Origin of the sequence: Acidovorax sp. sif0632, assembly GCF_019218805.1 — a bacterium.
Lineage (GTDB): Bacteria > Pseudomonadota > Gammaproteobacteria > Burkholderiales > Burkholderiaceae_C > Acidovorax > Acidovorax facilis.
In genome coordinates, this window is the sequence record NZ_JAHUWW010000008.1 from 253,197 (window position 1) to 268,185 (window position 14,989).

The 14,989-nt window shown below is 66.7% G+C and carries 15 protein-coding genes; 10 read left to right on the forward strand and 5 right to left on the reverse strand.

Translation table 11 applies throughout. The features are described 5' to 3' along the window. Nucleotides 1-24: 24 nt before the first annotated feature. Entirely contained in the window at nucleotides 25-378 is a 354-nt protein-coding gene (locus KW832_RS22720) for a hypothetical protein (RefSeq protein ID WP_055395567.1), read from the forward strand. 22 nt (nucleotides 379-400) lie between these two features. Here KW832_RS22720 and KW832_RS22725 read toward each other — a convergent pair whose 3' ends face one another. Then, the gene (locus KW832_RS22725; protein ID WP_218301446.1) at nucleotides 401-1,375 is read right to left on the reverse strand and encodes a TRAP transporter substrate-binding protein; all 975 of its coding nucleotides are present in this window, start codon (nucleotides 1,373-1,375) and stop codon (nucleotides 401-403) included. Between the two features lie 420 nt (nucleotides 1,376-1,795). On the opposite strand from KW832_RS22725, the gene KW832_RS22730 reads away from it, so the two are divergent. Beyond that, nucleotides 1,796-3,589, forward strand: coding sequence for a pectate lyase (locus KW832_RS22730; protein WP_255577908.1), 1,794 nt, complete (start codon nucleotides 1,796-1,798; stop codon nucleotides 3,587-3,589). Between the two features lie 175 nt (nucleotides 3,590-3,764). Here KW832_RS22730 and KW832_RS22735 read toward each other — a convergent pair whose 3' ends face one another. The 3 genes from KW832_RS22735 to KW832_RS22745 form a co-directional block, all read right to left on the reverse strand. Next, nucleotides 3,765-5,105 (reverse strand): ferric reductase-like transmembrane domain-containing protein, encoded by a 1,341-nt coding sequence (locus tag KW832_RS22735; protein ID WP_255577909.1) that lies wholly within the window; start codon nucleotides 5,103-5,105, stop codon nucleotides 3,765-3,767. Nucleotides 5,106-5,233: 128 nt separating this feature from the next. Then, nucleotides 5,234-6,415: a twin-arginine translocation pathway signal protein gene (locus KW832_RS22740; RefSeq protein ID WP_218301445.1), complete on the reverse strand. Its 1,182-nt coding sequence runs from the start codon at nucleotides 6,413-6,415 to the stop codon at nucleotides 5,234-5,236. Between the two features lie 32 nt (nucleotides 6,416-6,447). Beyond that, complete coding sequence (locus tag KW832_RS22745; protein ID WP_218301444.1) at nucleotides 6,448-7,488, reverse strand: NAD-dependent epimerase/dehydratase family protein; 1,041 nt, start codon at nucleotides 7,486-7,488, stop codon at nucleotides 6,448-6,450. Nucleotides 7,489-7,630: 142 nt separating this feature from the next. Between KW832_RS22745 and KW832_RS22750 the strand changes: the two genes are divergently transcribed. After that, nucleotides 7,631-8,515 (forward strand): LysR family transcriptional regulator, encoded by an 885-nt coding sequence (locus KW832_RS22750; RefSeq protein ID WP_055395561.1) that lies wholly within the window; start codon nucleotides 7,631-7,633, stop codon nucleotides 8,513-8,515. A gap of 21 nt (nucleotides 8,516-8,536) precedes the next feature. Here KW832_RS22750 and KW832_RS22755 read toward each other — a convergent pair whose 3' ends face one another. Beyond that, a complete protein-coding gene (locus tag KW832_RS22755; RefSeq protein ID WP_218301443.1) occupies nucleotides 8,537-9,481 on the reverse strand; it encodes a LysR family transcriptional regulator in 945 nt (314 codons plus the stop codon). A 119-nt stretch (nucleotides 9,482-9,600) separates the two neighbouring features. Between KW832_RS22755 and KW832_RS22760 the strand changes: the two genes are divergently transcribed. The 7 genes from KW832_RS22760 (at nucleotide 9,601) to KW832_RS22790 (ending at nucleotide 14,932) form a co-directional block, all read left to right on the forward strand. Continuing rightward, a complete protein-coding gene (locus KW832_RS22760) occupies nucleotides 9,601-10,017 on the forward strand; it encodes a 4-oxalocrotonate tautomerase (RefSeq protein WP_218301442.1) in 417 nt (138 codons plus the stop codon). 83 nt (nucleotides 10,018-10,100) lie between these two features. After that, nucleotides 10,101-10,541 (forward strand): lactoylglutathione lyase, encoded by a 441-nt coding sequence (gloA, locus tag KW832_RS22765; RefSeq protein WP_218301441.1) that lies wholly within the window; start codon nucleotides 10,101-10,103, stop codon nucleotides 10,539-10,541. 103 nt (nucleotides 10,542-10,644) lie between these two features. Continuing rightward, nucleotides 10,645-12,312, forward strand: coding sequence for a DUF4139 domain-containing protein (locus tag KW832_RS22770; RefSeq protein WP_370628768.1), 1,668 nt, complete (start codon nucleotides 10,645-10,647; stop codon nucleotides 12,310-12,312). 89 nt (nucleotides 12,313-12,401) lie between these two features. Further along, nucleotides 12,402-12,878, forward strand: coding sequence for a universal stress protein (locus tag KW832_RS22775; protein WP_121421435.1), 477 nt, complete (start codon nucleotides 12,402-12,404; stop codon nucleotides 12,876-12,878). Between the two features lie 18 nt (nucleotides 12,879-12,896). Then, nucleotides 12,897-13,424, forward strand: a complete 528-nt coding sequence (locus tag KW832_RS22780) for a phosphatidylglycerophosphatase A (RefSeq protein WP_218301440.1) — start codon at nucleotides 12,897-12,899, stop codon at nucleotides 13,422-13,424. Further along, nucleotides 13,421-13,948 (forward strand): CinA family protein, encoded by a 528-nt coding sequence (locus tag KW832_RS22785; RefSeq protein ID WP_218301439.1) that lies wholly within the window; start codon nucleotides 13,421-13,423, stop codon nucleotides 13,946-13,948. The genes KW832_RS22780 and KW832_RS22785 overlap by 4 nt, the downstream gene beginning before the upstream one ends. A gap of 81 nt (nucleotides 13,949-14,029) precedes the next feature. After that, entirely contained in the window at nucleotides 14,030-14,932 is a 903-nt protein-coding gene (locus KW832_RS22790) for an alpha/beta fold hydrolase (RefSeq protein WP_218301438.1), read from the forward strand. Nucleotides 14,933-14,989 lie beyond the last annotated feature (57 nt).

A 14,989-nucleotide genomic window follows, 5' to 3' on the forward strand; every position in this document is an offset into this window, starting at 1 on the left:
CAACAGGGTGCAACATCGCGCTCCATGGCTTATACCTACCTGTTCTTTCAGCCCGCAAGGTTGCCGCTGTCCACCGACGAGCTCTCACCCGACACGGTGCTGATGCTGCGCGACATCCATCACATCAAAACATCGCTCGCGCAGATGGTGCCGGGCCTGGAGTGGGCCCTGCCCACCTGGGGCCACGCCACGGTGCTGGGCCACGGGGTGGAATTCCATCTCCCCGACAACGTGTCCGATGGCCCGCTCGCCATGCATTGCTCGCTGCGCACCGACTACACCGCCTGGGTGCAGGCGCTGTGCGACGCGCTGGGCTGGCTGGCGTTCGATGAACGGCCCATGTGCCTGCAGCCCCACGGCCCTTCTTTTCCTGCCTGAGAACCCTGGGTCCGCGCGGCGCCTACTTGGCGATGATGGTCAGCAGCTCTTCGCGCGTTGTCGGGTCGGCCATGTATTTGGCGTAGAGCGGCGCCATGCGCCGCACGAAGGGCGAGACATCCTTCACGCGCACGAACTGCGAGCCCTGCTTGGCGGTGGTCTCCAGCGCCTGGGCCACGCGCTTGTTCCACAGCTCGCGCATCAGCAGGGCCGACTGCGCACCCGCGTCGGCAAAGGCCTTGCGGTCCTCGGCCGAGAGCTTGGCCCACAGCGCGGTGGACACCACCAACGCCTCAGGCGAGATCACATGGTTGGTCACGTACACGTTCTTGGCCAGCTTGTTGTGGCCGGTGGATTCGTACGACGGCATGTTGTTCTCAGCGCAGTCGATGGTGCCTTTCTCGAAACCGCCCAGCACCTCCTTGAAGGGCATCGCCACCGGCTTGGCATCGAGCAGCTTGACCATTTCGGTGTAGATCTCAGACTGCTGCACGCGGATGGAAGCCCCCGCTAGGTCGCGGATGGTGGCGGGCGAGCGGTGGGCGCAGTAGAACGAACGCCCGCCACCGTCGTACCAGCCCAGCACCACAAAGCCGGCCGATTGCAGGTTGGCGGCAAAGCGCTGCCCCAGAGCGCCGTCCAGGTGGCGAAACATGTGGGCCGAGTCGGTGAAGAGGAACGGCAGGTTCAGCACCTTGATGCCGGGCACCGCATCGGACAGCGGGCCCGAGCTGAACTCGGCGATGTCGATCTCGCCGCTCTTGAGCATCTGCACGGCCTTGGGCTGATCGCCCAGGGTGGCGTTGGAGAACACCTCGATCTGGTAACGCCCCTGCGTGGCCTTGCCCACCTGCTGCGCAAAACTTTTCATGGCCTCGGTGACGGGGTAGCCGTCGGGGTGGATGTTCCACGCGCGCAGCTTGGTCTGGCCCCACGCAGCGCCTGCGCACAGCAACGCTGCCACCAACAACCCACCCACTCTCAGTCCCTTGTGCATGTCTGTCCCTCCATCCTGTTGTTGTGCGATGCATTGTTAACGTCATCATCTGACGTCGTACAAATAATCACAAATTTCTACACCGAACCCAAGGCGGCGCAGGCTCGCGCCCTCGTAGGTACAAAGGTCTCCAACTGGTCTTTGAAAAACCCGAATACTTCCAGTATTCATGCGGCTTTCAAAGGCTTTTCGACCCAACGCAACAGCCCCTTCGCGCCCGATTTTGCGGCTACCTGGCCATCTGCCTGATTGGGGTAAACGCCAGTGATCGGATGAAAACACGCGCCCAAAATCCGCGCCAAGTTGTACGACGTCTGTTGTCAAGACGCCGTGTGGCCCGGGCCGATTGCCTTGGTGGCAGCAGGGCGCGCCCGCTTCTCCCTTTCCAGAACCCTTGCCATCCAACGAGGAGACATCCCAATGACGATGAAGCGCAGAGACTTCACCCTGAGTGCCCTGGCCCCCCTGCTGCTGAGCGCCTGCGGCGGCGGCAGCGACGACCCCGCGCCCACCTTTCCGCCCGGCCCCAAGGCCGACGCTGCCGACGCCCTGAAGCGGGCCACGCACTACATGGACGACACCGTGTCCTACCAGGGCGGCTACGTGTGGTCGTACTCGCCGGACCTGAAGCAGACCTTCGGCGAGATGGAGGCCTATCGCACCATGTGCTGGATCCAGCCGCCGGGCACGCCGTCGGTGGGCCATGTGTACCTGGACGCCTACCACGCCACCGGCGACGAACGCCACTGGCGCGCGGCCGAGCGCACCGCCACGGCCATCATGGCCGCGCAGCACAGCTCGGGCGGGTGGAACTACATCCACGACTTCGCGGGCGAGGCGTCGCTGAAAAAGTGGTACGACACCATCGGCAAGAACGGCTGGCGGCTCGAAGAATTTCAGCACTACTACGGCAACGCCACGTTCGACGACGCGGGCACGGCCGTGGCCTCGCAGTTTCTGCTGCGCATGTACCTGGAGCGGCGCGAGGCCCGCTACCTGCCGGCCGTGCAAAAGGCCATCGACTTCGTGCTCAACGCGCAGTTCGGTCCCGAGTACGGCGTGGCCAATGGTGGCTGGCCGCAGCGGTTCCCGCACTTCCCAGGCGCCGTCAGCAGCATGCCGCTGCCCAACGCATCGCAGTTGCCCGCCGGTGCCAAGGCCGGCATGGACGACGGCGACTACACGCTGCACGTGACCTTCAACGACGACGTGATGGGCGAGAACATCAAGTTCCTCACCCTGTGCGTGATGGCGCTGGGCGAGACGCGCCTGATCGCCCCCATCAACCGCGCGATGGAGTGCATGCGCCTGATGCAGCAGCCCGGCCAGCAGGCCGGCTGGGGGCTGCAGCACCTCTCCCGCGAAAGGGACGGCCGGCCTGCCGGCTCGCCCGCCAGTGCCCGCAGCTACGAGCCCCGCTCGCTGGCCACGCACACCACGCAGACCAACATCCGCCAGATGTTCAACTACTTCCAGCTCACCGGCGACCGCAAGTACCTGGCGCGCCTGCCCGAGGCGATTGCGTGGCTCAAGAGCTGCCCGCTGCCGGCCGATGCCGCCACGGTGAACCCGCTGCTGGGCGGTGGCCGCACCCACCCCACCTTTGTCGAGCTGGGTACGAACGATGGCCTGTACGTGCACCGCTACGGCTCCAACATCCACAACGGCGCCTACTACTACGACAAGAACTACACCAACACCGTGAGCCACTACTCGGCCGGCCGTCCCATCGACATTGCTGGGCTGGAGGCCACGTACGCCAAGCTCAGCGGCATGACGGACGCGGCCGTGGCCGAGCTGGCGGCGCGCTCGCCGCTCAAGGTGACAGGCGGCGGCAAAGCGCTGCCCAAGTACTTCTCGATCCGCGAGGTGGACTTTCCGGATTTGTTCACTGGTGCGGTCATGGCCACGCCCGCCGTGCCCGACACGGAAGTCGCCACGCTGCTGACCGAGCTGGGCACCCGCAACTACTGGACATCGCCCGTGCCCGAGATCGTGAACCCCTACCTGGCCGACGGCCCCACCGCCCCCTACACCGGCACGGCCTACCGCAGCAAGCACGTGGGCGATGTGTACGACACCTCGCCCTACCCGGCCGACAACCCGCCCGAAGTGCCGCCGTACGTGAAGAAGGACAAGCCCCAGTTCATCGTCACCGCCGAGTGGATACGGCGCATGGGGCGGCTGATCGCGTTCGTGGCACCGGTGGCGTGACCACTCGCTCCGCGCAAAATGCTATTATTTGTATAGCATTTTGCGCTTTCCCAGAAAGCGCTGGAAGGCAAAATGGCTCACATCCCCCGCACCAGGACAGGCCGCGCGCCGGTGGAATGGACTGCAGCCAAAAGCCGCCCGCACCGTGCTCGAGCGCTGGCGCGAGAAACCCGCCTCAGCGCATCTGGAACAGCTCCTGGTGAAAGCGCGCAGGCGAGCGCCCCAGGTGCTCCATGCCCCGGCGCACCGCCTCGGCAAAACCCTGCGGCCCGCAGAACCACACACTCGCCGCCGGGCTGGTGCCTGCCAGCAGCGCTGCCGGTGTCACGGGCCCGGCGTCGTCACTGTAGTGCGTCTCCAGCGTCACGCTGGGCAAGCGGGCGCACAGTGCGGCCATGCGGTCGGCAAACACCGCCTCGCCCGCATGGCGCACGCAGTAGTGCAGGTGCACTCGGGGTGCCAGCGCGGGTGTGGACTGCAGGGATTCGAGCCAGGCCATGAACGGCGTGGCGCCGATGCCGGCAGCCACCCACACCTGCTCGGGCGCACTGTCGCTGCGGAAGTCAAAGCAGCCATACGGCCCCTCGATGCTCACCGTCTGGCCCGGCTGCACCTGCAGGGGCAACTGGCCCGTGTGGTCGCCCAACGCCTTGATGGCAAACCGCAGCACGCCATCGCCTTGGTCGGCATTGAGCAGGGTGAAGGGGTGTGCCCCCTCGGCACGGCCAAAGGTGACAAACGCAAACTGACCGGCCGCATGCTTCCAGCGACTGGCGGGGCTGACCTGGCAGGTCACTTCCAGCACCCCAGCCCCTTGGGGCGACACGCTCACCACACGGGCCGCATGGCGGCGGCTGCGCCCGATGGCCCCGGCCAGCGAGCGCACGGCGCACAGCACCCCCACCAGCGTGCACAGGCCTACCAGCACACCCGCAGGCTGCTGCCACCAAGCAGGCGGCGTGAGCACCACGGCATGGAAGGCCAACACCAGGTACACCACGGCCAGCAGCTTGTGCAGGTAGCGCCACACGTGGTACGGAAACCGCTGCCACAGCGTGATGATCAGCATGGCCGCGAGGAACCACACGGCCCATTCCCCCATCTCCTCGGCCAGGTGGCGGAAGGTATTGAGCCACCAATCCGCGCGCGGCGCGCGCACTGGGCTGCCTACCCAGTCAGCCAGCAGGCTGCGCGACAGCTGCAGCCCGTAGTGCAGCAACGCCAGCACAATCGCGCCGATACCCGCCCACTTGTGCAGGCGGTAGCTCTTGTCCAGGCCACCGAGCGGCTTTTCCAGCCACGCGGGCCGCACGGCCAGCACCATGATCAGCGACATCAGCGCCCAGGCTGCCACCCCGGTGAGCAGGATCAGCTGGTTACGCCACCACCAGACATCGCCCCACGCGGGCGGTGCAGGCTGGGGCACGATCAAAGCCAACATCCACACGCCGATGGCCACCGCCAGAGTGCCCCCCAAAACCTTCTTCCACATCACCAGCCCCACTAATTGTTGCAACGCAGCAACTGTAGAAACCCGCGATGAACGCCACCTGAACAGTGTGTGAAGCAGCGGCAAAGCGCGCCAGCTTGTGGCCGGAGGTTGATCTGCATCAGCCCTTTGCGCAGGTGCTGTCCTCCTCCGAATCAAGCCTGCACAAAACGCGCGAGCGGCCTGCGCGGCGTGGCAGGCACCTCGCCCTGCGGGTAGCCAATGCGGCAGAACATCTGCACGGTGGGCTCCTGGGGTGTGCGCGGCGCGGGCCGCCCCAGCACCAGCTGGTGCACGCGCTCGAAGTGCGGGGCCATCTCGGCAAATTCCTGCACCGCCTGGCTCATGGGGTGCATGCCCACACCCAGCGCCGTGGCCTGCAACTGCTGGCGCACATACAGCCGCCCGGTGTGGATTTGGTCGCTGCGGGTGTTGGGGCCGGTGATCCACACAAAACCCATGGCCGTGCGGCTGTGGCCTTCAAAGCGGCCCATGGCATTTTTGTACGCCGCGCTGCCTTCCGCGGGTGGCGCGGAGCGGTCGAACAGACCAAGGGCCGACACCGCGCGCACAAAGGGCGAGTTGATCGAGATGCCATCGCGGTGCTGCAGGATCTCGGCCGGGCCCACGCGGGTGAGCTGGATGCTTTCCATCATCGTGCGCGGCGTGAGCAGCTCCACCCGGGCGGACTCCCAGCACAGCGTGCGCAGCGCGGGCAACTGGTCTGCACTGACGGTACCGCCAACGCTGAGCGGGGCTTGAGCCGGGGCGCTGCCCAGCAACCGGGCCAGCAACTCGGGCGCCACGGGGCGGGTGGTGTCGAAATCGGTCTTGGGCGTGTGGCGCAGCAGCACCTGGGCAAACAGCGGGTCGGGCTGGCCACCGGGTTTCAAGGTGATGCGCGCCACGGGACGGTCGTCCCAGTCCTTCAGGGCCGCAGGCATCTCGCCCTGCGGCCACAGCAGCACCTCGCTGGCCACGCCTTGCTGGGCCAGCGCCATCACCAGCAGCTCCAGAAAGGCGCCATGGCCGATGAGTATCTGGCGCCCCCCCGGGTCGGTCTGTGGCAACACCCGTGCAGGGTCGGTGCGCAGGGTGATGACACCGCTCTCGCGCAAGTCCACCAGCCAGGGCTGCAGGTTGTGCGAATTGGGCGCGGTGATGGCGTAGGCCACCGCCCGGCGGCGCACATCGGTCTCGCCCACAGGGCCCTGCCAGGCCTCGACCGCCTCGGCGGGATAGTTCGAGCTCACGGCGCCGCAGGCGACCAGCGTGCCGGTGGTGGCGGCGGCGATGGTGCCACCCCCTGCCAAACGAATGAAGTTGCGACGGTTCATGAGAAGACTCCGGTGGTTCAAAGGTTGTGCCGTCAGGCCAGCGCAGCGCGGGTCGAACGCAAGGCTACGAGCCCCAAATCTGCCAGCGCCTGGCGCACGGCCTGATCGAAGGGGGTGTGGGGCTCGTCGCCGATCAGCGCACGCAGGCGGGTGTTGTCCAGACGGTGGGGCGTGCGCCACAGATAGCGCATGTCCGCCAGCGCAGCGAACGTGGGGGCCACCAGCCCCATCACGCGCAGCAGCGGCCACGGCAACTGCCCCACCCGCAGCGCGCCCGCATCGGGCAACCAGCCTTGCTCTGCGGCAATGGCCGTGAAGCTGTGCAGCCACTGCTGCGCCGTGACGTGATGGCCAGCGAAATGCAGGCACTCGAAGGGGGCCAGCCGGTCCCGCTCTTGCGCCACGCGCACGAAGGTGCGGGCGAGGTCGGGCAGATAGGCCCAGGGCGTGGCTACGTCCAGCGGGCCGGGCCAGGTGATGCGGCCCCGGGGCAGGTCCTTGGCAATGGCCTGGTCCAGCCAGCTGCCGGTGCCACTGCCAAAGAAGTCCCCGGCGCGCAGCACCACGGCGCGCATGTCGCCCCCTTGCGTGGCAGCCTGCAGGCGCAGCTCCAGTTGCACCCGCATGCGGCCCTTGAAGCCCGTGGCGGCCTGGGGTGTGTCTTCGTGCAGCACGGGCGGCATGCCTTCGCCAAAGTTGTAGACGTTGCCCGGCAGCATCAGCGTGGCGCGCAGCTGGCGGGTGATCGCAATGGCAGCTTCCATCAACGCGGGCGCCTCTTCGCGCCAGGCCTTGTGCGTGTAGGCGGGTTTGAGCGCATGCACCACCACCTGCGCGCCTTGCGCCTGGGCCGCCAGTGCGGCGGTGTCCTCCACCGCCACGGGCATCCACCATACACCGGCGATAGCGGGCAGCGCAGGCCCGCGCGCACCGGGCCGCACCTGGGCCAGCACCTGCCAGCCGGCCTGGGCAAAGGCCCGGGCCGCCGCCAGTCCCAGCCGGCCCCGGGCGCCCAGGATCAACACGGTGGAAGGGTTGTCCGTGCAGGGCGGAAAGCGGGGGTGGGTGTTCATGTCAGGGCTCCATTCACAAGGGATGTATCGATTGTGGAAACGCAGAGCCCGTTACACAATTGGCTAAGCATTCATAACAGCAATGCAAATTTGAATATCTCCACCCACCCTGCTGTCACCCCGTTGCGGGCACGCTATCGCCATGAACCAAACCTTTGACTGGAGCCTGGTGCAGTCCTTTCTGGCCGCGCTGGATCAGGGCAGCCTGCTGGGCGCAGCCCGGGTGCTCAACGCCAGCCAGCCCACCATTGGTCGCCACATTGCCGAGCTCGAATCGCAGCTGGGCGTGGTGCTGTTTGAGCGCACCGGGCGCGGCCTACTGCCCACGGCCACGGCGTTGCGGCTGGCCGAATCGGCCCGCGCCATGGAGATGGGCGCCCACCAGCTGGCACGCAGCGTGTCGGGCGCTGAGGAAGGCGTGAGCGGCACCGTGCGCATCACCGCCAGCCAGCCCGTGGCCTGCGTGCTGCTGCCGCCCGTGCTGGCGCGCATGCGCCAGGCGCTGCCCGAGGTGCAGGTCGAGCTGGTGGCCAGCAACCAAGTCACCAACCTGCTGCGCCGCGAGGCCGACATTGCGCTGCGCATGGTGCGCCCCGACCAGGCCAGCCTGGTGGCCAAACGCATCGGCGCGGTCACGCTGGGCGCCTATGCCCACCGCGACTACCTGCGCCGCAAAGGCACACCTCGGCAGCCGCCCGACCTGCTGCAGCACGAGCTGGTGGGCAACGACCGGCACGAGGACATCCTGCAAGGCTTTGCCGCCATGGGCTACCCGGTGGAGCGCCAGCACTTCGCGTTTCGCACCGACGACCTCATGGCGTATTGGGAAGCCGTGCGCGCAGGATTGGGCATCGGCTTTGTGGGCAACTACATGGCCCGCACCGACCCAAACGTGGTGGCGGTGCTGCCCCAGCTTGCGTTGCCCGAGCTGCCTATCTGGCTCACGGTGCACCGCGAGATCCGCACCAGCCGCAGGATTCGGGCGGTGTATGACTTTTTGGCGGCGCAAGTGCCCGGGGTGTTGTAGCCCCGTGCCTGCGCTGCACGCCTACCCCCTGTCGGGGCGCAACAGCATGCCGGGTTCACCCGATGGTTTTGCAAACGACGCAAAGCAGGTCTGCAAATAGTCCATGGTGGCCAGCACTTTGGGCGCGCGGTGCCGGGTGCTCAGAATCACCGCAAATATGGGATGGCTCCCGCGTTCCACGGCCTGTGGCAAGACCGGCAAGAGCTTGCCCTGGTCCACCAGCGCCTGGCCAATCACGTCGTTCATGCGTGCAATGCCCGCGCCACCCAGGGCGAGGGAGATCACCGCTGCGCTGCTGTTGACCTGCACTTTGCCCTTCACCATCAGCATGGTGGGCTCGCCGTTCACCCGAAAATCCCATTGGTTGTGCGACGGGGTGGAGGCGTTGGATATGAGCCGATGCGCAGCCAAATCCTGCACGGATATCGGAGCTCCGTACGTTTGCACATACCCAGGTGATGCATAGAGCGCACGGCCATGGCTGCCCAGCGACCGCGCCACGGATGCCTGTGCCGGGTCGACGCCAGCGCGAATCGCAATATCAATCGACTCATCGGCCATGTCCACCACACGGTCTTCTACCTGCAGTTCGACGGTAAGCCCCGGATACTGGGCCCCCAGAAGGTGCAGCTTGGGAATCAAGACATATTCAGCGAGCAACTGACTGACGCTGATGCGCACCGTGCCGCCAATGTGCAGCGAACGCCCACCAAATCCGTCTCGCAACTGGGCATATTCGCCCAGAATCCGCCGCGCGTGCTCCAGGAACATTTCGCCCTCTTCCGTGAGCGACAGGCTGTGGGTGGTGCGGTGGGCCAGACGCAAGCCGCAGGCCGCCTCGATGCGGGCCATGCCGCGCGAGACGTGGCTTGCAGCCACGTTGCGCTCGCGTGCCACGGTTGAAAACGAGTGTGCCGAGGCAATTTGCACAAACAAGGCGAAGTCATCCAGCGTGAGGTTGTCCATGGTTGTGCATTTTCTGCACAAGCGCTGTGTCCGGCCAGCAGTTTCCGAAGTCTTTGCGATTCGCGACAGTCCGGGTGTGCGGATGGTCCGCACCAAGCCATCAACTTTCTGAAGCTGCTATGCCCCTCACACTCATCATCACCGAAGGCATCCTGCCCAAAAACCGCCAGCAAAGCACCATGGCACGCCTGTCGGAGGCCTTTCTCAAGCTGCACGGCTTGGCTGGCAACAAGTTCTTCACACCCAACGTCATTGGGCATATTTCAGAGCTCCCTGAGGGCAGCACCTACGCGGGAACAAGCCCGACCAACGTCGCCATCGTGGAATGGCTCACGCCGTCATTTGCATTTGCCACGCGGGAAGTGCAAACCGCCTATGTCGCCGAGGCCACCGAGATCCTCTTTGAAGCCTGCGGCGGCAAGCAGCCCCGCGAAAACATCTGGGTCAACCTGAAATACGCGGTGGACGGCATGTGGGGCATTGGCGGCAAGGCCTACACCAACCAGGAGCTGGGCGAAGCAGCATCCCACGGGTAAATCCAGCACGCCTCAACACGGTGTGTGCGACTGTATCGCCCCACATTGCCACACCGTGTGTTCAAACCACCCCAAGGCTCACCATGACGACTTTTGACGATGAAGGACTGAGCCCCCGGCCCACCCGATTGCTGCATACCATGTTGCGGGTGGCAGATCTGGAGCGGTCCATCGAGTTCTACACCAACAAACTGGGGATGCGCCTGCACCGCCAGGAGCGCTTCCCCCAAGGCCGCTTCACCTTGGCTTTTGTCGGCTATGGCCACGAGTCCACCGACGCCAGCATTGAACTGACCTACAACTGGGACCAGTCTGCCTATCAACGTGGGACGGCCTACGGACACATCGCGTTGGCCGTTCACAGTGTGGCCAAAAGCTGCGCCAGCCTGCAAGCCGCCGGGGTTTCGGTAGTTCGCGAGGGGGGACCCATGCAGTCCCTTTCTCCGGACCGGACTTCAGCAGAAAACATTGCCTTCATTGAAGACCCTGACGGCTATCAGATAGAGCTGATTGAGCGGCGGTAGCGCGATCCCCCACGAATCGCCGGAGGCACACCACGCGGGGGCACTGCATCCGCAGCGCGGGCTGCTAGCATCCTTCGCTGTCCGTCCACGCCGAAGGAGTCCCGTGATTCATAGCCCCAATATCCCGCGCCTGCACCGTACCTTGGGCCTTTTGAGCACAGCACTGCTCTCCATCGCGGCCTCGTCGACCCACGCCCAGGACACCTCCCGCATCGCCCGGGTCACCGTCTACCCCGGCAGCGCCACGGTGGAGCGTGTGGCCAAGGTGCCCGCTGGCGCGCGCAGCCTCACGCTGGCCTGCCTGCCCGCGTCGCTGGATGTGCAAAGCCTCCAGATCAACGCCGACCCTGCCGTGCGTATGGGCGAGTTCAACGTGCTCACCGAGGACCGCGATGTGGCGGCGGGCTGCGCGAGCCCGCTGGACGGCCGCATCCGCGAGCTGGAAGACCAGATCGCAGGAGTGAAGGCCGAAGCCTCCGCCCTGCAACTGGTGGATGGTTACCTGCGCAGCGTGGCACAAACCAGCAATGGCCAGGAGGCGGCAGCGCCCGCTACAAGCGCCCCCCGTGTCGCCACCCCGACGCCCGCACAGATCACCGCTACCGCCGATGTACTGCGCAAGTCTGGCCAAGACAGCTTTGCACGCGCGCACCAACTGCAACGCAAGCAGGAGGCGCTGGAGCTGGCCCTCAAGCCCCTGGTGGCCGAGCGCGACCGCGTGGCCAGCCAGCGTGCGCGGGTGGTTTCCGTCACCATCAACCTGGCCGCCGAGCGCGAGGCCGAGCTGCGCCTGTCTTACCAGGTACGCGGCCCTGGCTGGCAACCCACCTACCGTGCCACGCTGGATGCCACCAAATCCACCGTGCTGATCGAGCGCCAGGCGCTGGTGGCGCAAAACAGTGGCGAAGACTGGAGCAACGTTCAACTGACCCTGTCCACTGGCCAACCAGGCCGCGCCACGCAGGGCCGCTTGCCCCGCGAGTGGACGCTGGATGTGGCCCCGCCGCCGCGCCCCGTGGCCGCAGCCGCCCCGGCCGTGGCGATGGCCATGGCGGCAGCGCCTTCGCCCGTGGCACGCTCGCGCAACGCGGTCGAGGAGGCCATGCCCACCTTCGACGTCAGCACCCTCGACAAGGGCTTTGCCACCGAATTCGCCGTGCCGCAGCGCATCACCGTGCCATCGAGCGGCCAGCGCGTGACGCTGGCGCTGGGCAACCACACGGCCCCTGCCACGCTGATCACCCGCACAGCCCCCGCCGTGGAAGAAGCCGCCTACCTGGTGGCCCACATGGCCCAGCCGCCGGGCGTGTGGCCCGCAGGGCCTGCAGGCCTGTACCGCGACGGCGCGTTTGTGGGCAACGGGCGCATCGACTTCTCCACCCCCAGCGCGGGCGCCCCGGCGGGCAGCGCCAGCCTGTCATTTGGCCGCGATGAACTCGTCACCGTGCGCGCCGAGCCCGCGCAGGACCTGACGGGCAGCACCGGCTTTACCGGCTCGCGCACCGAGCGCAAGACCCGCCGCGCCTACAGCGTGGAGAACCGCCACAAGACCGGCATCACGCTGCAGGTGCTGCATGCCGCGCCGGTGTCGCGCAACGAGAAGATCGAGGTTGAATCGCGCTACCAGCCCCAGCCCACCGACACGGCCTGGAACCGCACGCCCGGCACCTTGGCCTGGCAGCAGGCGCTGGGCGCAGGCGCCACGGCGCAGTTCAGCGCCGAGCACACCATCCGCTACCCCAAGGATGTGGAGCTGCAAGAACGCCAGTGAACCGGCAACTGCAGCCCGCACCCACCCACAACAGTCGTTCACAATCGACAGCAGCGCCCCACGAAAAAGCCCGAGGAGCCAGCCCCACCATGAGTTACCAACACATCCTCGTTGCCGTTGACGGCAGCCCCACCTCGGACCACGCCGTGGCCCAGGCCACCAGCCTCGCGCAATCCACGGGCGGCCGCATCCGGCTACTGAATGTGATGGACCCGGTGGCCCACATCAGCGGCTTTGAGCAGCCCGAGGTCTACAGCCAGGAGGTACTGCCCCGCCTGCGCAAGGCCGGCGAAGCCCTGCTGCACCAGGCCCAGGAGCGCGTGGCGCAACGCGGTGTACCGGTAGACACTGTGCTGATTGAAAACCTGGACGCCCGCGTGGCGCAGCTGGTGGTGGAGCATGCCCAGGCCTGGGGGGCCGACCTGATCGTGCTGGGCACGCACGGGCGCCGTGGCCTGGCCCGCGTGCTGATGGGCAGCGATGCCGAGCAGATTGCACGCACCGCGCCCGTGCCCGTGTTGCTGGTGCGCCTGCCCGCAGGGGCAGACGTGGCCGCCAGCGCCTGACAGCCCCTCCCTCGTGCCATGACCGTTTCCGAGCCCCCGCAGCCCCTGCCCTCCCGCCGCCCCACCGTGGCGTTCATGTTTTCCCACCCGGCCCACTTCATCGCACTGGGTTTTGGCGCCGGGCTGTCGCGCGTGGCGCCGGGCACCGTGGGCACGCTGTGGGCCTGGCTCAGCTACCTTGCACTGCAGCAATGGCTGTCACCCCAACACATGGGCCTGCTGATTGCCGCCAGCACCGTAGTGGGCTGGTGGGCCTGCACCACCACCGCGCGCAACATGGCCGTGGCCGACCCCGGCAGCATCGTGTGGGACGAGGTGGTGGCCTTCTGGCTGGTGCTGTGGCTGGCCATGCCCATGGGCTGGTGGGGGCAGCTGGTGGCTTTTGGGCTGTTCCGATTCTTTGACGCGGCCAAACCCGGGCCGGTGGGTTGGGCCGACAGCCTGTTCAAGGGTTTTGGCTGGCGCGGCGGCTGGGGTATCTTGTGGGACGACTTTGTGGCAGCCTTCTGTACCCTGCTGGTCATTGCAGTGTGGAGGTTTGTATGACAACCGCATCGCTATCAAACAAAGAGCTGCTAGCGCTTGATACATCAGCGCTAGAGGCCAATTTAACCCAAATTTCTCTGGAATTGCTCAAACACAGCCACCTGCTGGCCACGGCCGAAAGCTGCTCGGGCGGCATGATCGCGGCGGCCTGCACCGACCTGGCGGGCTCCAGCCAGTGGTTCGAGCGCGGCTTTGTCACCTACTCCAACGCCGCCAAGGTCGAGATGCTGGGCGTGCCCGCCGCACTCGTTGAGCAGGAAGGCGCCGTGAGCGAGGCCGTGGCCCGCGCCATGGCCGATGGGGCGCTGGCCCATTCCCAGGCGCATGTGAGCCTGGCCGTAACCGGCGTGGCCGGCCCTACAGGCGGCAGCGAGGCCAAGCCCGTGGGCACCGTGTGGTTTGCCTGGTGCGTGAATGGCGAAACCCACAGCGAGATGCAGCACTTTGCCGGCGACCGCGCCGCCATCCGTGCGGCCACGGTGCGCTACGCACTGCAGCGGCTGCTGGGCTTTTTGCTGGCCTGACCCCCTGGGTAGGCGCCTGACTGGGCGCACACGCCAATTCAGCCTGTCGCTCCAACGCAATCAACCATCGCCGCATCCCGCATGACCTCACCTACCTGGTTTGAAGGCTTCACCACCCAGCGCATCACCACCGCTGGCGCCGAGATTTTTGTCCGCACCGGCGGTACCGTGGGTGCACCGCCCCTGCTGTTGCTGCACGGCTTTCCGCAAACGCATGCGCTGTGGCACCGCGTGGCGCAGCAGCTGGCGCGCGACTACTTTCTGGTGCTGCCCGACCTGCGCGGCTATGGCGATTCATCGCACGCGCCCGGCCTGCCGGACCACAGCAACTACAGCAAACGCGCCATGGCGCAGGACATGGCCGAGGTGATGACCGCGCTGGGTCACGACGCGTTCTTTCTGTGCGGCCACGATCGGGGCGGCCGTGTGGCCCACCGCCTCGCGCTGGACCACGCCGCGCGCGTGAAGAAGCTGTGCGTGATCGACATCGCCCCTACGCTCGACATGTACGCGCGTACCGACATGGAGTTTGCGCGCGCCTACTACCACTGGTTCCACCTCATCCAGCCCGCGCCGCTGCCCGAGACCATGATTGGCGGCAACGCCCGCGCCTACCTGCACGCCAAGCTGGGCGGCTGGGGCAGCGCGGGCTTGGCCCACATCGAGCCCCAGGCCCTGGCCGACTACGAGCGCTGCTTTTGCACGCCCGAGGCCATCCACACCGCATGCGAGGACTACCGCGCCAGCGCAGGCATCGACCTGGAGCATGACCGCGAAAGCCGCGCGCGCGGCGAGAAGATCGCGTGCGACACGCTGGTGATCTGGGGTGAACACGGCGTGGTGCACCGCCTGTTCGACCCGCTGGCGCTGTGGCAGGCGCAATGCGCGAGCGTGGTGACGGGCCAGGCCGTGCCTGCAGGGCACTTCATCCCCGAGCAATTGCCCGTGGCCACGGCCAACGCGCTGAGCGCCTTCATGCGCTGACGACCGGTTTCGCATCGGCACGGAAGGGCAATCGCAAGGGCCCGCCGTGCATTTGTT